Below are 21,070 nucleotides of genomic sequence, written 5' to 3' on the forward strand. Positions count from 1 at the left end.
CACGCCGCTGCGCTGAAGGTCATTGCCCTGTCTACTCACCGAAGCCCCCTGCCTTAAAGTGCAATTTAATCTAGCGCAGGATTTCAAAAAGACTACAGGCCGGGCGCACCCCGGCCCCGTTGTCAAACGGGAAATTTCGCACCGTTGAGGGACACCGAGTTGCAGCACGGGAAGACCTCGGGAAATATGGCTTGGCCAACCCATCCCGGCGCGCGAGCCACCGCAAAATTTGTCAGACACTGCAGTTATACAATTGACAATACGAGCAAATTCGGCTCAAAAAGATAACAACAGATTATGTGGTCCATTATGCTGGTTATTCTTGCCGACGATCTGACTGGCGCGCTTGATTGCGCGGCGCCGTTTGCCGGCAGGGGCTTGCATACCGAAATCGCGTTGAGCGTCGAGGCTATCGAGTCGGCCTTGCAACTGAGGCCCGCGGTTCTTTCAGTTAACCTCGGATCTCGGGAAGTCGGGGCGGAGGCTGCGCGACAGGCGACCGCTGCGGCCCTGTCGTCCCTGCCGTCGGACATCGTTCTGTTCAAGAAGATCGATTCCCGCCTCAAGGGCAATATCGCCGCCGAACTCGACGCCACACCTTTTCATCTGGCGCTTGTCGCACCTGCGATACCTGATTTCGGACGGAATGTCCGAACGGGATTTGTTGAAGGTTTCGGCCTGGACAAGCCGCTGAATGTCGCCTACGCGCTTGGCGTTCACGCGGAACGCGCCATCATTCCCGATACCCTTTCACAGGAAGACATGTCTGCGGCTCTGGCAACTGGCCGCGAGGTTGGGGCAGATCTTCTTGTCGGCGCCAGGGGTCTCGCCGAGGCGCTGGCCTTTCACATGACCGGCCGCCAACGCGCCGAACCGGCCCTCCCTGAACCCGGCCCTGCCCTTTTTGTCATCGGCTCGAGAGATCCGATCACGCTGGCGCAAGTCGAGGAATTGCGGCGGGCGATCGTGCCTGACTACATTGCCGCGCCGAACGGGCGCCTGGAAAGGATAGCACGGCCCCAGCATTCCGTGACGCTTATTCAGGCCACGCCGGATGGAAAGGACGATCCGCCGCTTCTGGTATCGGACCGGCTGGCGGCGAGCATAGTCCCGGTCATGACTGCGCCGGTCGCCACTCTGCTTCTGTCAGGCGGCGCGACTGCCGAGGCTGTCCTGAAGGCAATGAATGTCTCGAGATTCCAGCTTCTCGGCGAATGTCTGCCAGGCCTTGGCTTGGCTTATGTCGATGGCCAATGCATCATCGCCAAATCCGGCGGATTCGGCACACCGGGCACATTGTGCGAGATAGCAAGAATAGCCATGGGCGAGAAGGTTTGAACGATGGGGCTTGAGAGCGGCACTGCCCGCAAGGGCCTTCCCGATATCGTCTTTGAGCGGATGTTGCGCGCGATCAAATCGGGGGCGTACAGGCCGGACGAACGGTTGCCGACCGAACATGAACTGGCCAACGAATTCGAAGTGTCTCGGCCGATCATTCGGGAAGCGCTGAGACGGTTGCGCGAGCAGGGACTGATCTATTCGAGACGCGGTGCCGGCAGCTTCGTGCGTGCGCTCGGCCTGCGTGAGCCGCTCGGATTCGGCCAGTTGGAAAACGTTGCCGATCTCCTCAACTGTTATGAGTTTCGCATGACGCTTGAACCTGCGGCTGCGGCAGCAGCGGCAGTGCGTCACGACAAGGAAAGCCTGGCGGCCATAACGCGGGCCCTGGAATTGCTGCGCGATGCCACGAACCGCCAGGCCCATCGCGAAGACGCCGACTACCAGTTCCATCTGGCTATCGCGCGAGCGGCTCAGAACAACTACTTCTCGACGGCGATGGAGGCCCTGAAGGATCACATTGCCGTGGGGATGAAATTCCATGGCGCCTCCGTGAAAAGAGAGGCAACCGGGCTGGCGAAAGTGTTCGGCGAGCACGAGGCGATTGCCGATGCAATCACACGCGGAGACCAGGAAGCGGCGCGGCAGTTGATGCTGGACCACTTGAAAGGTTCACGCGAACGGCTGTTTCAATCGTCGCACCGGTGAAACCCGTAGATGTCATCCGGCAACTCGCAGCCGGATGATCGGCACTTCAAAATGCCGCCTCGTAGATTCCCAGCACATCGCCGACACTCATTTCGGCCGGGTTGTTATCCATCAGCCGACGGATCGCATGCGCCTCCGAAGCGTAGAGGTGAAGCTCCTCCTGCCTGGCGCCATGAGCCGCCAGCGACATCTGGATGCCAAGCGCTCCGCAAAAATCGCATGCTGACGACCGCAATTCGTCGGAGGAGAGATTGTCACCGAGCCCGAGTGCTGCAGCCACTTCCGCAGTCTTCGCGGCAGCGACAGACTGGTTGAAAGCCAGTACATGCGGGAAAACGATGGCATTCGCCAGACCGTGCGGCAGGTTGAGCCGCGTCCCCAGTGGATAGGCGATTGCGTGGCCAGCCGCCGTATTGACCGGACCGAGGCAAATGCCGCCGTAATAGGAAGCAAGCATCAGTCCTTCGCGAGCCTCCGTGTCCTCCCCGTCCTTCACCGCCCGCGCCAGATATCGGCCGACAAGCCCGAATCCCATGCGCGCAAAGCCGTCGATCATTGGGTGGGCGCGGCGGTTGGTAAAGGCTTCGACGCAATGCGCCATGGCATCGACACCCGTCGCGGCGGTCACGGCCGGAGGTACCGAATGGGTCAGCTCAGGGTCGAGCACCGCGAAATCCGCAATCATATGCTGGCTTTCGACCGCGATCTTGGTCCGCTTGACCGGATCGGTGATGAGCGAACGGATGCCCGCCTCCGAGCCGGTACCCGCCGTGGTCGCGACCTGCGCAAGCCGCGTGCGGCGACCGGCGACGCGATTGGGACCGGCAACGTCTTCGAGGGTCTGCTCGGAATCCCACAGCACCGCGACAAGCTTGGCGACGTCCAGCACAGATCCACCGCCGAGGCCGACGATCAGTTGCGGTCGAGCCTTGCGGGCAGCCGCCAGCGCAGCGTCCAGCGTCAAGGTATCCGGCTCGCCCGGAATGGCGTCGAATACGGAAAATCGGCCGGGTAACTGCAGACGGTCGGCGAAACCAGCCGTGATCGGCGTCGCGATGACCAGGGTCGAGGCGACGTCGCCAGCCCAGACGCCAACGTGGCTGATCGTGCCGGCCCCGACGGCGAGGCGCAGCGGCTGGTGGAGTGTGATGGGTGCAATGGCCATGACGCTTTCCTTACCGGGCTCCGGCCACGAGCTTGCGCGCGTAGGCGATGGCAGAATTCATGTTGCCGTGATTGGCGATCCCCTTGCCGGCGATATCGAACGCGGTGCCGTGATCGACGGAGGTGCGGTCGATCGGCAGATCGACAGAAACGTTGACGGCCGTGTCGAAGGCGACAAGCTTGATCGGGATATGGCCCTGATCGTGATACTGCGCGACGACCAGATCGAAGGCGCCGGAATAGGCCCGGTGGAAAACCGTATCGGCGGAAATCGGACCCTGAACCTCGATGCCTTCGGCGCGGGCGGCCGCCACGGCCGGGGCGATCTGATCGTCGTCCTCCGTGCCGAAAAGGCCGTTTTCGCCGCAATGGGGATTGATGCCGGCAACCGCAATGCGCGGACGTTCATAACCGATGCGTTTCAGATGCGCGTCACCGGCGCGGATCGTCGCCAAAACCCGTTCCGTCGTGGCGCGCCGGATAGCCTCCTGCAGGGAAACATGCGTGGAGACATGGATCACCTTCAGACGGTCGGACGCCAGCAGCATGTATGCCGCTGCCGAGCCGGTGAGGCTGCGCAACATGCCCGTATGGCCATCGTAGTGATGACCTGCAAGATTGAGGGCTTCCTTGTTGATCGGCGCCGTGACGATGCAACCGATCGAACCGGCCTCGGCATCGCGTACGGCGCGCTCGATGAAGCGGAACGCCGCATCGCCGGCGACCGCTGACAACTGCCCCCAGGGCAGAGGCGCTCCCTCCACCGGGAGATCGACCACGTAAGGCGTGAGGTCGAGCGCGACCCCGACCGCATCGCGGGCCGCCTCCAGCGTCAGCAGATTGCCATAGACCCGTGTTGCGGAGCGATCGGCGTCGGACATCTCGGCCAGCGCCTTGACTGTTACTTCCGGACCGACGCCACAGGGGTCTCCCATGGTGATACCAATGATATTGCTCATCAAATTCTCCCGTCAGTCGCGTCTGCCCAGCCCGAAGCCAGGCTCACGTATTTGATTGCCCGCCTGTGATAGGTATAGGTGATATGCAGGGTCCCGTCCGGCGCTTCCAGTAGCCACGGATAGGACATTTCCTTGTTGCGGCCATCGGTGGAATCGTTGGACAGGCAGGTGCCTGGTCCATCTTCAATCAGAATGCGGACTGGGAAGCTTAGACCACCATCACTCGAAATACAGACACTGACCGGCGCGCGCGGCACGCCCCAGACGGGCACGCAACCGCCCGTGGGATCGGCATCGGGTCTTTCGTCACTCTCACCGAGTTCATCGTAAAGCGAAGCACGGCGATCGCCGGACTGAGCCGCGCTTACCGGATTGCAGATCATCGCCAGCCGGCCATCGCTCAGGCGAACAACCGCGATCGAGGAATTGTTGTTCGGCACATCCGTTGTCTCGGGCACCGACCAGGATCGGCCGCCATCGGCGCTTTCGCTCCGGTAGACGAAATCCGCCTGCCTCCGGCGAAAAAATGCCGCATGACCGCCTGCCGGCAAGGCGACGGGACTCATGTGGACGCAGCCGGTCGATTGCGGCAATTCTTCGAGGCGCCAGGTTCTCCCGGCATCTGTGGATATCCCGATTGCCGCCGTGTCATGGCTTCCATTCCACTTCTGGCCCGGCCGCTGAACGCAGCGGAAGATCGGCAGAAGCCATGCGCCGTCATCCCGCACCGTCAGCGGAGCCCGGACAAAACATCCTTTCGGCAGGTCGAGATAAGCCCCCGCCTCCGCGGCCAACCGTGTCGGGTGGCTTTGATTGCGCCGGATCTCGGCCATGCGGATACGGCATTCGTCCTGGTTGCCGGAAGGCTGCGACGTGTGGAAAAGCCAGAGCCGGCCGTCGGGCGCGGCAAACAGAACCGGGTTCTGCTCGGAATGCGCGTCATCGAAGCTCAACCTCTGCGGCGAACCCCAGAGGTCCGAGCCCGGCACCAGGACGGACGCGAAAATGGATATGTCGGACTTGCCTTCCAGCGAGCCCCCAAACCAGGCGCAGATCAACGCGCCGTCAGCCAGGAGATGCAGGAAACTTGCATGGTTCTGCACCATGGGGGAAGGCAGGAAGGCTTCGTGCCTGCCGGCGGTCATTCGTACCTTGCCGGTCATTGCTGCCGCTATTTCATCAGGGCTCATAAAGCTCTCCTCTCGGCGCTGAGAATTGCCAGAAACACAAAGTTGTCAAGTTTTATAATATGCATCAGCCGCAGGCTTCGAGCATCTGGACCAACATAACAATCTGGAAAATAACGGTATTTTTACGAATGAATTTTTCTCGAAAAATTACATTGCAAAATAATTTGACAAAGTGTGCGGGACAGAACATGGTTTGGAGGAGAATAGCACAGGAGGAGGAGGCGAACGCGGTGCAGCGAATATATGGCCCTGCCGTCGGGAAAAATTTTCGGTCCAAGGCCCGAACGCCCCACGATAGAGCCTCTAAATCGCCATCGGTCTTCCTTTGCGGGTCGGCTCGCCAGTCACCAAATCAGCCGTTCATCCACCGGGCCACGGCAGGTCGATAGGAACGGTGTCTGATCAATTTATATTCACTTGGGAGGTGAACCACATGAAGAAGATGCTGATGACCGCGCTGATCCTTGGATCTGCGCTCGCGCCGGCTTACGCGGGGTCCGGTCCTATCAAGATCGTGCTGCCCGAAGAAGCCGATCTGCTGGAGCCTTGCATGGCGACCCGTTCCAATATCGGCCGTATCATCATGGAGAATGTCAGCGAAACCCTGACCGAGCTCGATGTGCGCGGCAAGAAGGGCGTCATGCCGCGCCTTGCCGAAAAATGGGAGCAGACCCAGGACGGCAGCTGGCGGTTCCATCTCCGCCAGGGCGTCAAGTTCTCCAACGGGACGACGTTCGACGCCAAGGACGTGAAGCACAGCTTCGATCGCGTGATGAGCGACAAGAACGCCTGCGAATCCCGCCGCTATTTCGGCGGCATGAAGATCAGCGCCAATGTCGTCGATCCCTACACGATCGATTTCAAGGCCGACCCGGCTCAGCCGATCCTGCCTTTGCTGATGTCGCTGGTGACGATCGTTCCGGAAGAAACTCCGCTCGCATTCATTCGCGAGCCGATCGGAACCGGCCCCTATGCGCTGAAGAACTGGACGCCGGGTCAGCAGATCGTGCTGGCCGCCCGCAGCGACTATTGGGGCGCCAAGCCGCAGGTGACCGAGGCGACCTATCTCTTCCGCTCCGATCCGTCCGTGCGTGCGGCGATGGTGAAGGCCGGTGAAGCGGACCTTTCTCCGTCGATCTCGCAGCTGGACGCAACCGATCCGAAGACCGACTTCTCCTATCTCGACAGCGAGACGGTCTATCTGCGTCTCGACCACAACATTCAGCCGCTGAACGACGTGCGGGTTCGCAAGGCGCTCAATCTGGCCATCGATCGTCAGGCGTTCATCGGCACGCTGGTGCCGGATGGTGCCGTGTTGGCGACGGCGCTGGTTCCGCCGACCACGCAAGGCTGGAATCCGGACGTCAAGGTGTTCTCCTATGATCCGGAAGGCGCCAAGAAGCTTCTCGCGGAGGCCAAGGCCGCCGGCGTGAAGGTCGACACGCCGATCACGCTGATCGCCCGCACGGCCAACTTCCCGAACGTCACCGAAATCATGGAAGCGGTTCAGTCACAGCTCCAGGAAGTCGGCTTCAAGGTCGATCTGAAGTTCGTGGAAGTGGCCGAGCACGAGAGCTACTATTCCAAGCCCTTCAAGGAAGGTCGTGGCCCGATCATCGTCGCCGCCATGCACGACAATTCCAAGGGTGATCCGTCCTTCACCATGTTCTTCAAATACGCATCGCAGGGGACGCAGTCGGGCTTTTCCGACCCCAAGGTCGACGACCTGATCAAGCGCGCCTCGGCAGCAGTCGGCGACGAACGTGCGAAGCTCTGGTCGCAGCTGATCGCCTACCTGCATGACGACGTGGTTGCAGACGGCCTTCTCTTCCACATGGTCGGCTTCTCGCGCGTTTCGCCGCGTATCGAGTTCAAACCGACCATCGCTACAAATTCGATGCTGCAATTGTCCGAGATCGGCATCAAATAGTCAGCGGAAACCGCCTGCCGGATTTCCAATCACGACCCAAAGGCGGCGGGTACCCATCCGCCGCCATAATAGTCGAGGGCGACATGCTCAGTTTCATTCGTAAGCGCTCCGTGGCGAGCTTGATTTCACTGGTCGGGCTGCTCGTGCTGGTGTTCTTCCTGTCCCGCCTGACAGGCGATCCGGCCGCTCTTTTCCTGCCCGTCGAGGCTTCGGCCGAAATGAAGCAGCAGTTCCGCGAGCTGCACGGGTTGAACGATCCGCTGATGGTGCAGTTCGGACGTTATGTCGGCGACGTGGTAACCGGGGATCTCGGTGAATCGCTCCGCAAGGCACGGCCAGCGCTGGGTGTGGTGACGGAAGCCTTCGTGTGGACGCTCTGGCTTGCCGTGATCACCATGTCGCTCGTCACCGCGGCGGCCATCATCGTCGGCTCGCTCGCCGCCTTTCGTTCCGGCGGCTTCTTCGACCGGCTCTCCTCGATCATCTCACTCGTTGGCGCGTCGGTCCCGGATTTCTGGCTGGCCATCGTCGCGATCGTCGTCTTCTCCGTGAACCTCGCATGGCTGCCGACCTCCGGAACCGGCTCGATCCTGCACTGGATCCTGCCGATCGGCGTGCTGTTCGTCCGTCCCTTCGGCATCATCGTGCAGGTGGTGCGCGGCTCGATGATCGGCGCGCTTTCCTCCGCCTACGTGAAGACGGCGCGCGCAAAAGGCGTCAAGGCCGGCCCGATCATCTTCATCCACGCCCTGCGCAACGCCATGCTGCCGGTCATCACCGTCATCGGGGACCAGGCGGCGAGCCTCTTGAACGGCGCCGTGGTGGTCGAGACGATCTTCGGTTTTCCCGGTGTCGGCAAGCTGATGATCGACTCGATCCTGCAGCGGGATTTCAACGTCGTCCTTGCCGCGATCCTGGTGACCGCGCTGGCGATCTTCCTCATGAACCTGCTGATCGACCTTGCCTATGCGCTTCTCGATCCGCGCATCCGTCATTGAGGAGCGCAACGATGAGTGTTTCCACCTCCGATACGACGATCACCCACGAGCCCCCCTTCCCGGTCCGCATGGCGCGGATGCTCTGGGCCGACAAATTCGCGCTCTGCGCAGTAATCTTCCTGCTCGCCATCATCGTGCTTGCCCTGATCGGGCCATCCTGGCTCGGCGAGCTCGCCACCAAGCAGAACCTGCGTGGCCGCAACCTCGCGCCGTTCGACTGGAGCCGTGAATGGGTATGGTGGATGGGGGCCGACGCTCTCGGCCGGCCGCTGCTCGCCCGCATCATCGTCGCGACGCAGAATACGATCATGGTCGCCGCCGGCGCGGTGATCCTTTCGTCGGTCACCGGCACACTGCTCGGCCTCGTCGCCGGCTTTTCTTCGCCGCGCGTCGGGCAGGTGATCATGCGTCTGGCGGACGTGATCATGTCCTTTCCCTCGCTGCTGATCGCGGTGATCGTCCTTTATCTTCTGGGTTCCTCGATCCTGAACCTGGTCGCCGTCCTGTCGATCACCCGCATCCCCGTTTATCTGCGCACCACCCGCGCCGAAGTGCTGGAAATCCGTGAGCGGATGTTCGTGCAGGCGGCGCGGGTGATGGGCGCTTCGCAGAACCGCATCCTGTTCCGTCACATCCTGCCGGTGGTTTTCCCGACGCTCACGACGCTGGCGACGCTGGACTTCGCCTATGTCATGCTTTCCGAAAGCGCGTTGTCCTTCCTCGGTATCGGCATCCAGCCGCCCGCGATCACCTGGGGGCTGATGATTTCCCAAGGGCGCCAGTATCTGACCAATGCCTGGTGGCTCTCGTTCTGGCCCGGACTGGCGATCATCATGACCACCCTGTCGCTCAACCTTTTGTCGAACTGGCTGCGCATCGCGCTCGACCCCGTCCAGCGCTGGCGCCTGGAAATGAAAGGCCGAAAGAATGGCTGAGCACCTGCTGGAAGTCCGCAACCTCTCGGTCGAGTTCCACACGGCCGCCGGCGTCGTGCATGCCGTGCGCAACATCTCCTATCATCTCGACCGCGGCGAGACCCTGGCGATCCTCGGCGAAAGCGGATCGGGCAAGTCGGTTTCGTCAGCGGCGATCATGAACCTCATCGACATGCCGCCCGGGCGGATCAGTGCCGGGCAGATCCTGCTTGACGGCAAGGACCTGCTGACCATGCCGCCCCAGGCCCGCCGCGAGGCAAACGGCCGGCGGATCGCGATGATCTTTCAGGACCCGCTCAGCCATCTGAACCCGGTCTATACGGTCGGATGGCAGATCCGCGAGGCGATGACGACCCATGGCATGCCGGCCGAACAGGCCAGGAGCGAAGCGGTGCGCCTGTTGACGCGGGTCGGCATTCCCGATCCGGAAGGCGCCATGGGCAAATATCCGCACGAATTTTCCGGCGGCCAGCGTCAGCGCGTGATGATTGCGATGGCGCTTGCACTGCGCCCCGACCTGCTGATCGCCGACGAGCCGACCACCGCGCTCGACGTGACCGTCCAGGCCGAGGTGCTGGCGCTGTTGAAGGAGCTGCAGCGGGAAACCGGCATGGGCGTGCTGATCATCACCCATGATCTCGGCGTGGTGGCGGAAATCGCCGATCGCGTCGTCGTCATGGAAAAAGGCGAGCTGGTCGAGACCGGTACGGTTCGCGACGTCTACAAGAACCCGACGCATCCCTATACCAAAAAGCTGATCGGCGCCGCCCCTGGAAAGGGCGAGATGCACATCGCGCAGCTTTCGGGCGAACCGCTGCTCAGCGTCCGGGACATACGCAAGCGCTACGGCTCCTTCGATGCGTTGAAAGGCGTCTCGTTCGATCTCAGGGCCGGCGAGACCATGGCGATCGTCGGCGAAAGCGGCTCGGGCAAATCGACGCTCGCCCGCGTTCTCCTGAGGCTGGACGAGCCGGACGCCGGTACGGCGCACTGGAAGGGGCGCGATCTTTTTCAGCTTTCGCCATCGGAACTCTACAAGCTCCGGCGCGACCTTCAGATGGTGTTTCAGGATCCCACCCAGTCGCTCAATCCGCGAATGACGGTGTTCCAGCTCGTATCGGAAGCATGGGCCATCCATCCCGACATTCTGCCGAAGCGCCAATGGCGGGAACGGGTCGCGGAACTGCTGGTGCAGGTAGGCCTTTCGACCGAACACATGAGCCGTTATCCGCACCAGTTCTCAGGCGGCCAGCGGCAGAGGATTGCAATTGCCCGGGCGCTTGCGCTCGAACCGCAGCTGATCGTCTGCGACGAGGCGGTGTCGGCGCTCGACGTGTCGGTGCAGGCCCAGGTCATCGCGCTTCTCGACAAGCTGCGCCGGGACATGGGCATCTCCTTCATCTTCATCGCCCACGACCTGCCCGTCGTTCGCGACTTCGCGGACTACGTCATGGTCATGCAGAAGGGTGAAGTGGTGGAATTGGGAACGGTCCGGGAAATCTTCGAGACGCCCCGCGAAGCCTATACAAGGTCGCTCCTGGCAGCGAGCCTCGATCCGGACCCGGACGTTCAGGCCGAACACCGGGCAGCCCGTCTCAAACGTGCATGACACACCGCCGAGCGGCGGATAAGCGGAGTTGATTGAATGACTAGAAATGCCTTTGTCGCACTCGTGACCTGCTTCAACGAGGACGAGACGATCAATTTCGAGGCGACCCGCGCCCAGGTGCGCCGGCAGGTGGCGGCGGGCAACAACATCATGTGCGCCGGCACCAATGGTGATTTCACGGCTCTCACCCACGAAGAGAAGATCCGCCTGACCGAACACGTGGTCGAAGAGGTTGCGGGTCGCGCCAAAGTCATCGTCAATGCCGGGATGCCTGCCACCTTCGAAACGGTGCAGCTCGCCAAAGAGTTTGACCGGATCGGCGTCGACGGCATCGCCGTCATCACCCCCTTCTTCATCGCCTGCACGCAGGACGGGCTGATCCGCCATTTCTTGACGGTCGCGGATGCGGTCAAGACGCCGGTCTATCTTTATGACATCCCGGCCCGGACCCAGAACCACATCGAGCCGGCGACGGCCGCAAAGCTTGCCGGGCACGGCAATATCACCGGCATCAAGGATTCTGGTGGCGCTCAGGAAACGCTGGCAGCCTACCTCCAGGTCTCGAAAGAAAACCCGGGCTTCGAGGTCTATTCCGGCCCCGACCATCTCGTCTTGTGGTCGCTCCAGAACGGTGCGGCAGGCTGCATATCAGGCCTCGGAAACGCCCTGCCGCACGTGCTCGCCGGCATCCTTGCGGCCTTCAATTCCGGCGACATCGAGGAAGCGGAGCGTCAGCAGGCGATCTATACCGCCTTTCGTACCGAGCTTTATGCGCTGGGCTTTGCGCCCGCCATGGTCAAGCGCTCGCTTTACCTGCAAGACAAATCAGTCGGCGCGAGCAGGCAGCCTGCCCTGCTTCCAGACGAGGCTCAGGACGAAAAAATAAGAGAAATCCTGAAAAGATACGAGCTGCTGTAGGGTTTGCTGACCTAAGGTGTCGCCAAGTTTACGACTCGCTTCGAGTGCAATCTATTTGGTGATCACGAAGACCGCGTCCGGCGCCCAGCTGATACAGCATTCCTCGCCTTCCTTGATGATCACCACATCGGCCCCGAGCACCCTGACGCGCATCGGAATATCCCCTGCCCGTCCGATCACGAGCGCGTTGTCGCCGTAGTTGACGATCGTCTCGACGATCATGCGGGCGTTCTTGCGGCCCTCGATCGGGCTGCGTGACAGCTTGATATGCTCAGGGCGGATCAGAAGCGTCACCTTCTGGCCGTCGGCAAGAGCATTTACTTCCGAGTATTGGAAGGCTCCAAGCGTCGGGTTTTCGGCCGTTTTGCCGGCCCCGCTGGTAATGATTGCCGGGATCAGGTTGCTTTCGCCGATGAAGGCGGCGACGAACGAGGTCTGCGGGCGATGGTAGATATCCAGGGGTGCTGCGACCTGCTCGATGCTCCCCTTCTCGAATACCACGATGCGATCGGACATCGACATGGCTTCCGACTGGTCGTGGGTCACGAAGATGGTCGTGACGCCGAGGCTGCGCTGGATGCGCTTGATCTCGATCTGCATCTGCTCACGCAGGTTCTTGTCGAGCGCGCCGAGCGGCTCGTCGAGCAGAAGCAGCGAAGGCTCGAAAACCAGGGCGCGGGCAAGTGCTACCCGCTGCTGCTGACCGCCGGACAATTCCTTCGGATGGCGATGACCAAAGCCCTTGAGGCCGACGAGAGACAGCATGTCCTCTGCCTGCCTCAAGCCCTGCGAGCGGCTGACGCCACGCATCTGCAGCGGGAAATAGACGTTTTCGACCGCTGTCTTGTGCGGAAACAAGGCATAATTCTGGAACACGATGCCGATATTGCGCTCGTGTGGCGCAAGCTCGGAGATCGATCGGCCACCGACTTCCACCTTGCCGCCGCTCGCCTTTTCGAAACCGGCAATGATCATCAGGGTCGTCGTCTTGCCCGAGCCGCTCGGGCCGAGGAAGGTCACGAACTCCCCTTTTTCGACCGACAGGCTCACGTCGTCGAGCGCCGTGAAATGTCCGTAGGTCTTGGTGATGTTGGAGAGTTGCAGATAGTTCGTCATGGGAAGTCCTTGGGGAAGTCCTTGCGAGGATCAATGTGCGCCGGCCGGCCGGCTCGGCTTGGGGGCGCGGCTGCGCAGCGCGCTGGCGAAATAGGGAGCCGCTATGCCGAGCAGCACGACGAAGAACAGCAGCGTCGAGATGACGGCGATCACCGGATCGGCCTCCTGGCGGATGCTGTCGAACATCTTGCGCGGCAGGGTCTCGGCATCGCGGCCCGAGATGAAGATCGCCACCACGGTCTCGTCGAAGGACTGGATGAAGGCGAAGAGCGAGCTGATGACCAGCCCCGGTCGCAGGATCGGCAGGGTGACGTGCAGGAAGGTCTTCGCCGGGCTGGCGCCGAGGCTCTGCGCGGCCCGTTCAAGGTTTCGGTCGAAACCCTTGAGGTTGGCCGAAAGGACGAGGAAGGCGATCGGGACCGACAGGCAGGTATGCGCCAGGATGACGCCGAGATGGCTGTGCACCAGCCCGAGATCGCCGAAATAGGAATAGTAGCCGACCGCCATGACGATATGCGGCACCGCCATCGGCATCAGCATCATCAGGTCGGCGAACCCCTTGCCTCGAAACTTGTGGCGCACCAGGGCGAAGGTCGCAGGCACGACCAGGGCCATGGTGAGGATGGTCGTCGCGGTCGCGATCAGGATGCTGTTCCAGGTTGGTATCAACCAATCCATGCTGGTGAAATAAGCCCGATAATACCCAAACCAGTAACCCGGCGGCGGGAATTGCAGGGAGCTCGCGTTCGAAAACGACATCGGCACGACGATGACGAGCGGTGCCGCAATGAAGAGCACGACGATGAAACCGGCCCAGCGCATGAACGTGTTCATGTTCGCTCACCCCCAGAGTTTGTCGAGGCCGAAACGGCGGTGATAGATGGTGAGGATGATGAGTGTCACCACGAGCAGGATCATCGCCATGGCGGAGCCCAGACCGAAGGCGAGAAACTCCTCGATCTGGTGTCCGATCAGGCCGGCGACCATTTGCTCGCGCGGGCTGCCGAGCAGAACCGGCGTCACATAGAAACCGAGGCAGATGACGAAGACCAGGACGGAACCGTTGGCGATACCGGGCGCCGTCAGCGGCAGGTAGACATGCCGGAACAGCGACCAGCCTTTGGCGCCGAGACTTTCCGCCGAGCGGATCAGCGCCGGATCGATCTTCTTCATCACCGAATAGACGTTCATGATCATGTAGGGCGCCAGGATATGCACCATGGCGAGCGTCGAGGAGAAACGGGTAAAGAGAAGTTGCGGTGGTTTGTCGACGCCGATCATCTGCAGCAAGGCAATCAGCGGGCCGTTATTGCCGAGCAGAACCATCCAGGAATAGGTGCGGACGAGGAAGCTCGTCCAGAAGCTCATCGTGACGAGCAGCAGGATCAGCATTGCCGTGCGCGGCTTGGAATGCGCCATCAGATAGGCCAGCGGATAACCGACCAGAAGGCAGCAGAGCGTCACGAAGGCGGCCGTCGTGAAGGTGTTCAGAAAGACGCGCTGGTAAAGCGCGCCGGTGACGACCTTCTGGTAGTTCGCAAGCGAGACCTTCGGTTCGGTGAAGCTCATGATCGCCACTTCGGCAAGCGGCACGGCGAAGAAGATAAGCATGTAGATGCCGAGCGGCGCCAGCAGCAGCCAGGGCCAGATGTTCGTCTTTTCCGTCAGTTTTGAAAGGCTGATGCCCATTGCCGTTCCCTTTTTATGGCAGGCAGGGTCGTTGCGGCATCGCGCGGTCGTTCCGCGCGATGCCGGCCAGCGGGTCAAGTTGATCCAGGAGAGCGGATCAGCTCGCGACCCACTCCTCGAAACGTTCGGCGAGCTCCGCCGGGTCTATGCCCAAATTCGCCATGTCCTGCTCGAAGGTCAGCTTGTAGTTGTCTGGCGAGGTCGGCATGCGCTTGGCATCCGCCGGATCGACGAACTGGTTGGATGCCGGGTTCAGCGCGCCGTAGTCCGCAGCCTTGGAGAAGCCGGCGAGCGGCTTGGCACTGGTCGCGAACTCGACGAATTTCCTGGCGTTCTCAAGGTTCGGCGTTTTTTTGGCGACAACCCAATAGGCGCGTTCGATCTCGCCCTGGTTCCAGGTCATGGCAACCGGAGCGCCAGCCTTCTCCGCCTCGAAATAACGGCCGTGCCAGATGCCGATCATGTCGATCTCCCCGTCACGCAGGATCTGCGTCGACTGGGCGCCGGCAGTCCACCAGACGCGGATATGCGGCTTGATCTTGTCGAGCGACTTGAAGGCCCGGTCCACATCAAGGGGATAGAGATCCTTGACCGCGACGCCATCGGCCAGAAGCGCAATCGGGATGACCCGCGACGCATATCGCTGCAGCGACCGTCCGCCGGGAAACTTCTCGACGTTCCAGAAATCGGCCCAGGTCTTCGGAGTGTCCTTATATTTATCCTTGCGCCAGGCCATGACGGTGGCGAACGCGTGCGAAGCGACGCCGTTTTCGAAGAGGCCGCCTTTGTAGGGCTCGGTGAGCTTTTCGATGATGCCGGCCTGGTTGGCGCGCACCAGTTCGCCGCCGCCGAGCGTGGTGACGTCGAATTCGTAGGTGCCGGTCTTCACCTGCTGGGCGAGTTTGGCGAAAGAGACCGGGGAGACGGTCTTGACCTGAATGCCGGTTTCTGCGGTGAACGGATCGATCAGATGCGCCTTTGCCGCAGCCTCCCAGGGACCGCCCCAGGTGTTCACGTAGAGGATCTTTTCCTGCGCGCGAGCAAGATAGGGGGCGGAAAGCGAAGCAGTCACCGCAGCGCCGGCCGTCTTCAGGAAACGGCGGCGGTCAGGCATGAGAAATGTCTTCATTCCAGTCATTGCAGTTCTCCTCTTTATGATTTTCTGAAGGTGGCTTCGTAGAGCCGCAGCCAGTTCTGGTGGGTGATCTTCGCGACTTCTTCCTTCGAGAAGCCCACGGCGCTGAGACCGTCCGGGATTACCCTGATGTCCTCGACCTTCTGGAACCATACCGGCGGCGCGGCCTTCAGCGGCTTGCCCGGAGCGCTGGCACCATAGTCCTCGCCGCGGGTCCAACGGCCTTTACGCATCCACGCATAATCGGGAGCGCTGAAATTGTGGCTCTTGTCGGTGCCGATGGCGACGGAGTCGATGCCGGCAATATCCACCGTGCGCGCAACCATCGTGCACCAGGCCTCGATCGAGGCGCAGAAGTCGTCGCCGGTGATGTTGCGATAGGCGGCGCAGCCGATCACGCCGCCGGTATCCTTCAGCGCCTTGATGACGTCGTCCGACTTGTTACGCTTGTGCATGAAAAGCGATTGGGCGTTGGCATGGGTGACGGCGATCGGCTTTTGGGAGACCTTGATCGCATCGAGCGTCGTGCGGTCGCCGACATGGCTGCAATCGACCAGAATGCCGGCGGCATTCATCTCACGCACCACTTCCTTGCCGAAGCGCGCCAGGCCCGAATCCTCGGCCTCATAACAGGAGCCACCGAGTTCGTTCTGGTTGTTGTAGGTGAGTTGCACGACGCGCACGCCGAGTTCGGCAAACATCTCGACGAAGCGGATCCGCCCTTCGAAGAGGTTGGCGTTCTGGAAACCCATGATGACCGCGACCTTGCCCGCGCTGGAAATGCGGCTGATGTCGTCGGCGGTAAGGGCGATCTCGGCAATGTCGGAGTTTTCGCGCACCAGGTCGCGCCAGCGGCCGATTGAGTCCATGGACTCGATGGTGCCCTCCCAAAATCCGCAGGTATTGACGACCCCGCCGACATCCCCTGCCCTCAGAGATTCAAAGGCGGCTCGATCGAAATGCCCGCATTGCAAACCGTCGATGATCATGATCTCGCGCCCTCTTTCATACGTTCGGAAATGCTGGACGACAGGAAGGAGACGTCGGTCTCGTCGTCATTGTCCTTGCGGCCGATGACGGTGCCGTCCTCGTTGACGATCATCGGGCCGGCATGGCGGCGCGAGACGACGCTGTCGGTCGCGAGTGCCCGCTTCGCCAGGTGGTAGATGCGCCACCAGAGGTCGCTCTCGATCTCGGCGCCATTCTCCAGAAGCGACCAGAGAAGAGGATCGTCCTTGCGAACGTCGCCGGTGACAGCTGCCGGAACAGCCTTCAATACATTGCCGAATACGGAGATCGAGAGCCCCGATCGACCGCCAAAACGCACAGCAAGCGCAAGTTCCTCGGCATCGGTGGCCCCTGTTATGGTCAGCTCCACCGACCCGAACCGGGCCGTCAGCTCACCGAGAAGATCGATCGCCGTCGGCAGCACGAACCATGCGTGTTCGCCGCAAGCATCGAGCGTCATGCGGTTGCCGGCTTCGGCGGCGATCGCGATACGGGCGGGAGCCGCCGACTTGAAGCTCTCGAACCGCTGGTCGAGCAGCTTGAAGCCGCCAAGACCAAGCTTTTGCGAATACATAGGGATGTCGCCGACTGTCAGGAAGAAGCCCTTGGGCAGGCTGCTCAGCGAAAGGATCCGCTCCGACATCAGCCGCATTTCGCGAGGCATGACACGCATGGATGGAGATGAATGCGAGGATGTCATAGAACAGGCTCCGCCGGGTAATACCAGGTGCCGGTGTAGCCGGCGCGAAGGTCGTCGGGGGTCGGTGCGCCGTGATAGAGCACGCCGCGCAGGTTGCGGTTCAGGAAGTCACGGGTCTTGTCGATGCCGTGGATCCCGACATTCATCAGCCGCACGAGATCGATCGGCACAAAAGCCTCCGCGTTGATGTTGGCGCGCGGCGTATGATAGTCCCGCCCGCGCAGGCTCTGAATGCGCGCCACCATGTAGCGGTGTTCGGGATGTTTCATCAGGAAACGGGCGATGCTGAGCGAACCTTTGGCCCTGCCGAGATCGGCAAAAAGGGATTGGATGCCGCCGCAGACATCGAGGCCGAGGTCGAGCGCATCGGGGACCTCCTCGCGGGCGCCTCGGCGCGGTTCCTCCGCCGTCTCCGACTTGTACCAGACATATTTATAGGCCTCGGGGCCGGCCATGTCGGTGTCGAGTGCCCATCGATATTCGTCCTGGACGAGCGCCTTGAGCTGTTCGACGGTCTCGGCCGGCGAGATGCTGAATTCGTCGGGAGCATCAATGGCTGCCAAGAGCCGGTCGGCTTCTTCCGGCACCAATTCGATCAGCAGCGACAGGAAAGTCTCGAAGGCTTCCGGGATGAGGTCCTCTTCGAATTCTGCGGCAAGCACATCAAGCGGGAAATCCGTGGCACGGCCAAACACCGTTCCGCTTCGGCGGAGCTCTTCGAGCGCCGCCACCACCTTCTCGAGGTCGGCTGCCACGTCGGCGCTGGAGGCAAACGTCTCGTAGACCATCTGGTCCTGGTTGCGGAACACGATTGCCTGGCGGAGAAGTCCGAGCAGCCTGGCGATGCGGGAATCCGACCCATCGAGCTTCAGCGCGCGGGCCATGGCAATGGCGGCTTCGCGTGCGGACAGAAGCCCGTCGATCAGGCGCGGATGTTTGTGGACGAAGAAGATAAGGCCGAGCGCCGAACCATTGCCGACGCCGATATAGCGGCGAAGCTGCGGGTCGAGGCGCACGGCGGTCTCCGACTTCTTGGCAGCCAGATGCTCGACGAGGTCGCAGGAGAATTCCCGCATCAGGTAGGCGGTCAGCAACTGGGCCTGCAGGGCACTACCGAGCGCATGGCGGGCACCGAGCGACGGAAAGGAGCGCGTCCCGAACGTGCCGTTGCCGTCGAGGCCGGTATTGCGCATCAGGTAGCAGACCTTGGAAAGATCGGCGACGGAGGGCTGGCGGCCTTCGGCAAGCGCTTCGAGCGTCTGGTCGAAGACCCGCATCGACCGGTTCGAGCGGCACCAGATGAGCGTGCCGGCCGTCGCCCGGCCCGTATAGAGCTTTGGGATTTCCCGCCGCGCCGTTTCGATCTCGACTTCGGTCGCCGGCCCTTCGATCAGCGCGCCCATCATGTCCCAGGCCTGGCCGATGATACGGCCGGTGCGCGCCGTGCGGCTCGGCGGACGGGAAAAGCCGATGAAGGAGAATTCCTGGTCCGGCGCCTTGATGGAATAAACGACGGTTCCTTCGGCGTTTCCGTCCACGTCGAATAGGACATTGGAGATGTCCCAGCGCTCGCGGATCATCGTGTTCATGAAGGCGCGGGTGCCGCTGAGCCGGCTAGGCTGGATTGCCGCCAGCCGTGAGGTCTTCATCACCTCATGGCTCGGGCGCGGTCGGGGCTTTGCCACCTGTTCGGAAGTCGCGGTCATGACCGTCAACGTTCTCCCTGCTGCATTTTCGTGATGGTACGGGCGGTTTCGAGAAGCGGCTCGCGGAAGCTCTCGAGCTCGAAGCGCATTTCCGGCATGACCAGCGAGATCGTCGAGGTGCACTTGCCATGGAGATCGAAGATCGGCGCGGCGATGGCGACGACGCCGCTATGGGTATAGCCGCTCGACAGCGCGTAGCCGTTCGCGCGCGCCTCGCCCAGGAGCTCTTCGGAAGCCAGCGGCTCGCCGCTTTCCTTCAGGCGGGCCAGCGTCAGTTCGTCTGCAAAGGCGGTCAGGATGCGGCCGGATGCGGAACCCTCGAGCGACATGGTCGTGCCGATCTTCTGTTCCGCCCGCAGCACGCTTTGGGACTCGACACGCGAGACGATGCACGGAAGCCCGCGATCGAGCACCGCCAGCGAAGCCGTCTCCTTCACCCGGTGGACCAGCATTTCGATGATCGGCTGAACCCGCGCACCAAGATTGGCCTGCTCCATGGCCGCCGCGGCAAGCCGGCAGGCATGCATCGACAGCCGGTAGCGCATCTCCTGATCCTGCTCGACCCAGCCCGCTTCGATCAGCGTGAGCAGCCGCTGGTAGGCGGTTGGTCGCGACAACGCCATGGCCGACGCGATCTCCGGCAGCTTCATCCCACGAGCGCTGGAGGCCAGCACGTCCAGCACCGCCATGGTCTTCAGGACCGTGGAGAGTGGGCGGACACCGCCGCTGTCTTCTTGTATTCTATTTGAATATGTCGTATCCATGTTGAATATAATCTGACCGTCATTGATGTATGTCAATCGCGCCGGAGGCGAGTGCGCGCGAAAAACCGCACGTTCATCGCTAAGGTGTTCAGGGTGTTCGGAATTTTCTGCGTTGAATTCAGTGCACCACAGGCATCGACACGGCCGAGTGACGTAAGTCCACAGCCGTGACGTGTATCCACGCGCGAGGACGAAATTCCGGCTGCCGGTTGGCTGCCACCCGTCGTTATCGTTGGGAAAAGGGATAGTGGCGCCCCGCACCTGAGCAAAATATTCGCATTTGCCGGCTTTATTTGCGGTTTTCTTTCAATCGCCGCGTCCTATTTTCTGTCATCTAGTCGCCAGCAAGCACTGCTGAAAGGATGACCTAAATGTTCCGGCTGAAAATGATTATCGCGGCGGCCCTTATTCACGCGGCAGCCCTTACGCCGTCTCTCGCCGGCGAAAATCTCGCTGCCATCAAATCCTCCGGGATCTTCAAGATCGGCACGGAGGGGACCTACGCGCCGTTCACCTTCCATGACGCAAGCGGCAATCTCGTCGGTTTCGACGTGGAGATCGGGCAAGCCGTGGCCGCGAAAATCGGCGTCAAGGCAGAATTCCTGGAAGGCAAGTGGGACGGCCTTATCGCGGGCCTCGATGCCAAGCGCTACGATGCCGTCATCAACCAGGTCGGCATCACCGAAGCCCGCAAGCAGAAATACGACTTTTCCGAGCCCTACATCGCTTCCAAGGCGGTGCTGATCGTTCGCCAGGACAACAGCGACATCAAGGGCTTTGCCGATCTCAAAGGCAAGAAATCCGCCCAGTCGCTGAGCAGCAACTTCGGGAAGATCGCTCAGCAGTCGGGCGCCGAGCTTGTGGGTACGGACGGTTTCGACCAGTCGATCCAGCTTGTGCTGACACGCCGCGCCGACGCGACGATCAACGACAGCCTCTCCTTCCTGGATTTTAAGAAGCAGAAGCCCGACGCGCCGGTAAAGATCGCAGCGCAGCAGGATAATGCCGATTATTCCGGCATCATCATCCGCAAGGGTGAACCGGAACTGCTTAGCGCGATCAACAAGGCCCTAGCGGATATCAAGGCCGACGCTACCTACCAGAAAATCTCGGACAAGTATTTCGGGCAGGACGTCTCGAAATAGGCTGCCAGGTCGTTCCTGAATGCATGAATCCAGCGTCCGGCGCCTGCGCCGGACGTGT

At 61.5% G+C, this 21,070-nt stretch carries 19 protein-coding genes; 8 read left to right on the top strand and 11 right to left on the bottom strand.

From position 1 onward, the window contains the following. Positions 1-309 precede the first annotated feature (309 nt). Both C5L10_RS00335 and C5L10_RS00340 read left to right on the top strand, forming a co-directional pair. A complete protein-coding gene (locus C5L10_RS00335; protein ID WP_105428038.1) occupies positions 310-1,338 on the top strand; it encodes a four-carbon acid sugar kinase family protein in 1,029 nt (342 codons plus the stop codon). A 3-nt stretch (positions 1,339-1,341) separates the two neighbouring features. After that, positions 1,342-2,046 (top strand): FadR/GntR family transcriptional regulator, encoded by a 705-nt coding sequence (locus C5L10_RS00340; protein WP_046605933.1) that lies wholly within the window; start codon positions 1,342-1,344, stop codon positions 2,044-2,046. Positions 2,047-2,092: 46 nt separating this feature from the next. On the opposite strand, the gene C5L10_RS00345 is transcribed toward C5L10_RS00340, so the two are convergent. Genes C5L10_RS00345 through C5L10_RS00355 form a run of 3 tightly spaced genes read right to left on the bottom strand, consistent with a single transcriptional unit; the run spans position 2,093 to position 5,359 of the window. Further along, positions 2,093-3,211 (bottom strand): iron-containing alcohol dehydrogenase, encoded by a 1,119-nt coding sequence (locus C5L10_RS00345; RefSeq protein WP_105428039.1) that lies wholly within the window; start codon positions 3,209-3,211, stop codon positions 2,093-2,095. Between the two features lie 10 nt (positions 3,212-3,221). Next, the gene (gene pdxA, locus C5L10_RS00350; protein ID WP_046632351.1) at positions 3,222-4,169 is read right to left on the bottom strand and encodes a 4-hydroxythreonine-4-phosphate dehydrogenase PdxA; all 948 of its coding nucleotides are present in this window, start codon (positions 4,167-4,169) and stop codon (positions 3,222-3,224) included. Further along, on the bottom strand, positions 4,169-5,359 hold the full coding sequence (locus C5L10_RS00355; protein ID WP_105428040.1) for an exo-alpha-sialidase: 1,191 nt from the start codon (positions 5,357-5,359) through the stop codon (positions 4,169-4,171). The genes pdxA and C5L10_RS00355 overlap by 1 nt, the downstream gene beginning before the upstream one ends. Before the next feature lie 433 nt (positions 5,360-5,792). Here C5L10_RS00355 and C5L10_RS00360 point away from each other — a divergent pair, with 433 nt between their 5' ends. The 5 genes from C5L10_RS00360 (at position 5,793) to C5L10_RS00380 (ending at position 11,749) form a co-directional block, all read left to right on the top strand. Continuing rightward, a complete protein-coding gene (locus C5L10_RS00360) occupies positions 5,793-7,289 on the top strand; it encodes an ABC transporter substrate-binding protein (RefSeq protein WP_105428041.1) in 1,497 nt (498 codons plus the stop codon). 83 nt (positions 7,290-7,372) lie between these two features. Then, on the top strand, positions 7,373-8,287 hold the full coding sequence (locus C5L10_RS00365; RefSeq protein WP_046605928.1) for an ABC transporter permease: 915 nt from the start codon (positions 7,373-7,375) through the stop codon (positions 8,285-8,287). A gap of 11 nt (positions 8,288-8,298) precedes the next feature. After that, positions 8,299-9,222: an ABC transporter permease gene (locus tag C5L10_RS00370; RefSeq protein ID WP_105428042.1), complete on the top strand. Its 924-nt coding sequence runs from the start codon at positions 8,299-8,301 to the stop codon at positions 9,220-9,222. After that, on the top strand, positions 9,215-10,831 hold the full coding sequence (locus tag C5L10_RS00375) for an ABC transporter ATP-binding protein (protein WP_105428043.1): 1,617 nt from the start codon (positions 9,215-9,217) through the stop codon (positions 10,829-10,831). The genes C5L10_RS00370 and C5L10_RS00375 overlap by 8 nt, the downstream gene beginning before the upstream one ends. Before the next feature lie 36 nt (positions 10,832-10,867). After that, positions 10,868-11,749 carry a dihydrodipicolinate synthase family protein gene (locus C5L10_RS00380; protein WP_105428044.1) on the top strand — a complete coding sequence of 294 codons (882 nt, stop codon included), beginning with the start codon at positions 10,868-10,870 and terminating at the stop codon, positions 11,747-11,749. Positions 11,750-11,800: 51 nt separating this feature from the next. Here the strand turns inward: C5L10_RS00380 and C5L10_RS00385 are convergent, their stop codons facing one another. The 8 genes from C5L10_RS00385 to C5L10_RS00420 form a co-directional block, all read right to left on the bottom strand. Then, complete coding sequence (locus C5L10_RS00385; protein WP_105428045.1) at positions 11,801-12,865, bottom strand: ABC transporter ATP-binding protein; 1,065 nt, start codon at positions 12,863-12,865, stop codon at positions 11,801-11,803. A 30-nt stretch (positions 12,866-12,895) separates the two neighbouring features. Further along, the gene (locus C5L10_RS00390; RefSeq protein WP_105428046.1) at positions 12,896-13,699 is read right to left on the bottom strand and encodes an ABC transporter permease; all 804 of its coding nucleotides are present in this window, start codon (positions 13,697-13,699) and stop codon (positions 12,896-12,898) included. A 6-nt stretch (positions 13,700-13,705) separates the two neighbouring features. Next, the gene (locus C5L10_RS00395; RefSeq protein WP_105428047.1) at positions 13,706-14,554 is read right to left on the bottom strand and encodes an ABC transporter permease; all 849 of its coding nucleotides are present in this window, start codon (positions 14,552-14,554) and stop codon (positions 13,706-13,708) included. Between the two features lie 97 nt (positions 14,555-14,651). Continuing rightward, positions 14,652-15,692 (bottom strand): ABC transporter substrate-binding protein, encoded by a 1,041-nt coding sequence (locus C5L10_RS00400; RefSeq protein WP_105428048.1) that lies wholly within the window; start codon positions 15,690-15,692, stop codon positions 14,652-14,654. A gap of 14 nt (positions 15,693-15,706) precedes the next feature. After that, complete coding sequence (locus C5L10_RS00405) at positions 15,707-16,678, bottom strand: dipeptidase (protein WP_105428049.1); 972 nt, start codon at positions 16,676-16,678, stop codon at positions 15,707-15,709. Then, the gene (locus tag C5L10_RS00410) at positions 16,675-17,397 is read right to left on the bottom strand and encodes a hypothetical protein (protein WP_105428050.1); all 723 of its coding nucleotides are present in this window, start codon (positions 17,395-17,397) and stop codon (positions 16,675-16,677) included. The genes C5L10_RS00405 and C5L10_RS00410 overlap by 4 nt, the downstream gene beginning before the upstream one ends. Continuing rightward, positions 17,394-19,103 carry a hypothetical protein gene (locus tag C5L10_RS00415; protein ID WP_245447874.1) on the bottom strand — a complete coding sequence of 570 codons (1,710 nt, stop codon included), beginning with the start codon at positions 19,101-19,103 and terminating at the stop codon, positions 17,394-17,396. Before C5L10_RS00415 ends, C5L10_RS00410 begins: the two co-directional genes overlap by 4 nt. Before the next feature lie 5 nt (positions 19,104-19,108). Continuing rightward, positions 19,109-19,867, bottom strand: coding sequence for an IclR family transcriptional regulator (locus C5L10_RS00420; RefSeq protein WP_245447875.1), 759 nt, complete (start codon positions 19,865-19,867; stop codon positions 19,109-19,111). Between the two features lie 371 nt (positions 19,868-20,238). On the opposite strand from C5L10_RS00420, the gene C5L10_RS00425 reads away from it, so the two are divergent. Then, positions 20,239-21,012, top strand: a complete 774-nt coding sequence (locus C5L10_RS00425) for an amino acid ABC transporter substrate-binding protein (protein ID WP_105428051.1) — start codon at positions 20,239-20,241, stop codon at positions 21,010-21,012. Positions 21,013-21,070 lie beyond the last annotated feature (58 nt).

Origin of the sequence: Neorhizobium sp. T6_25 (assembly GCF_002968555.1) — a bacterium.
Taxonomy (GTDB): domain Bacteria; phylum Pseudomonadota; class Alphaproteobacteria; order Rhizobiales; family Rhizobiaceae; genus Neorhizobium.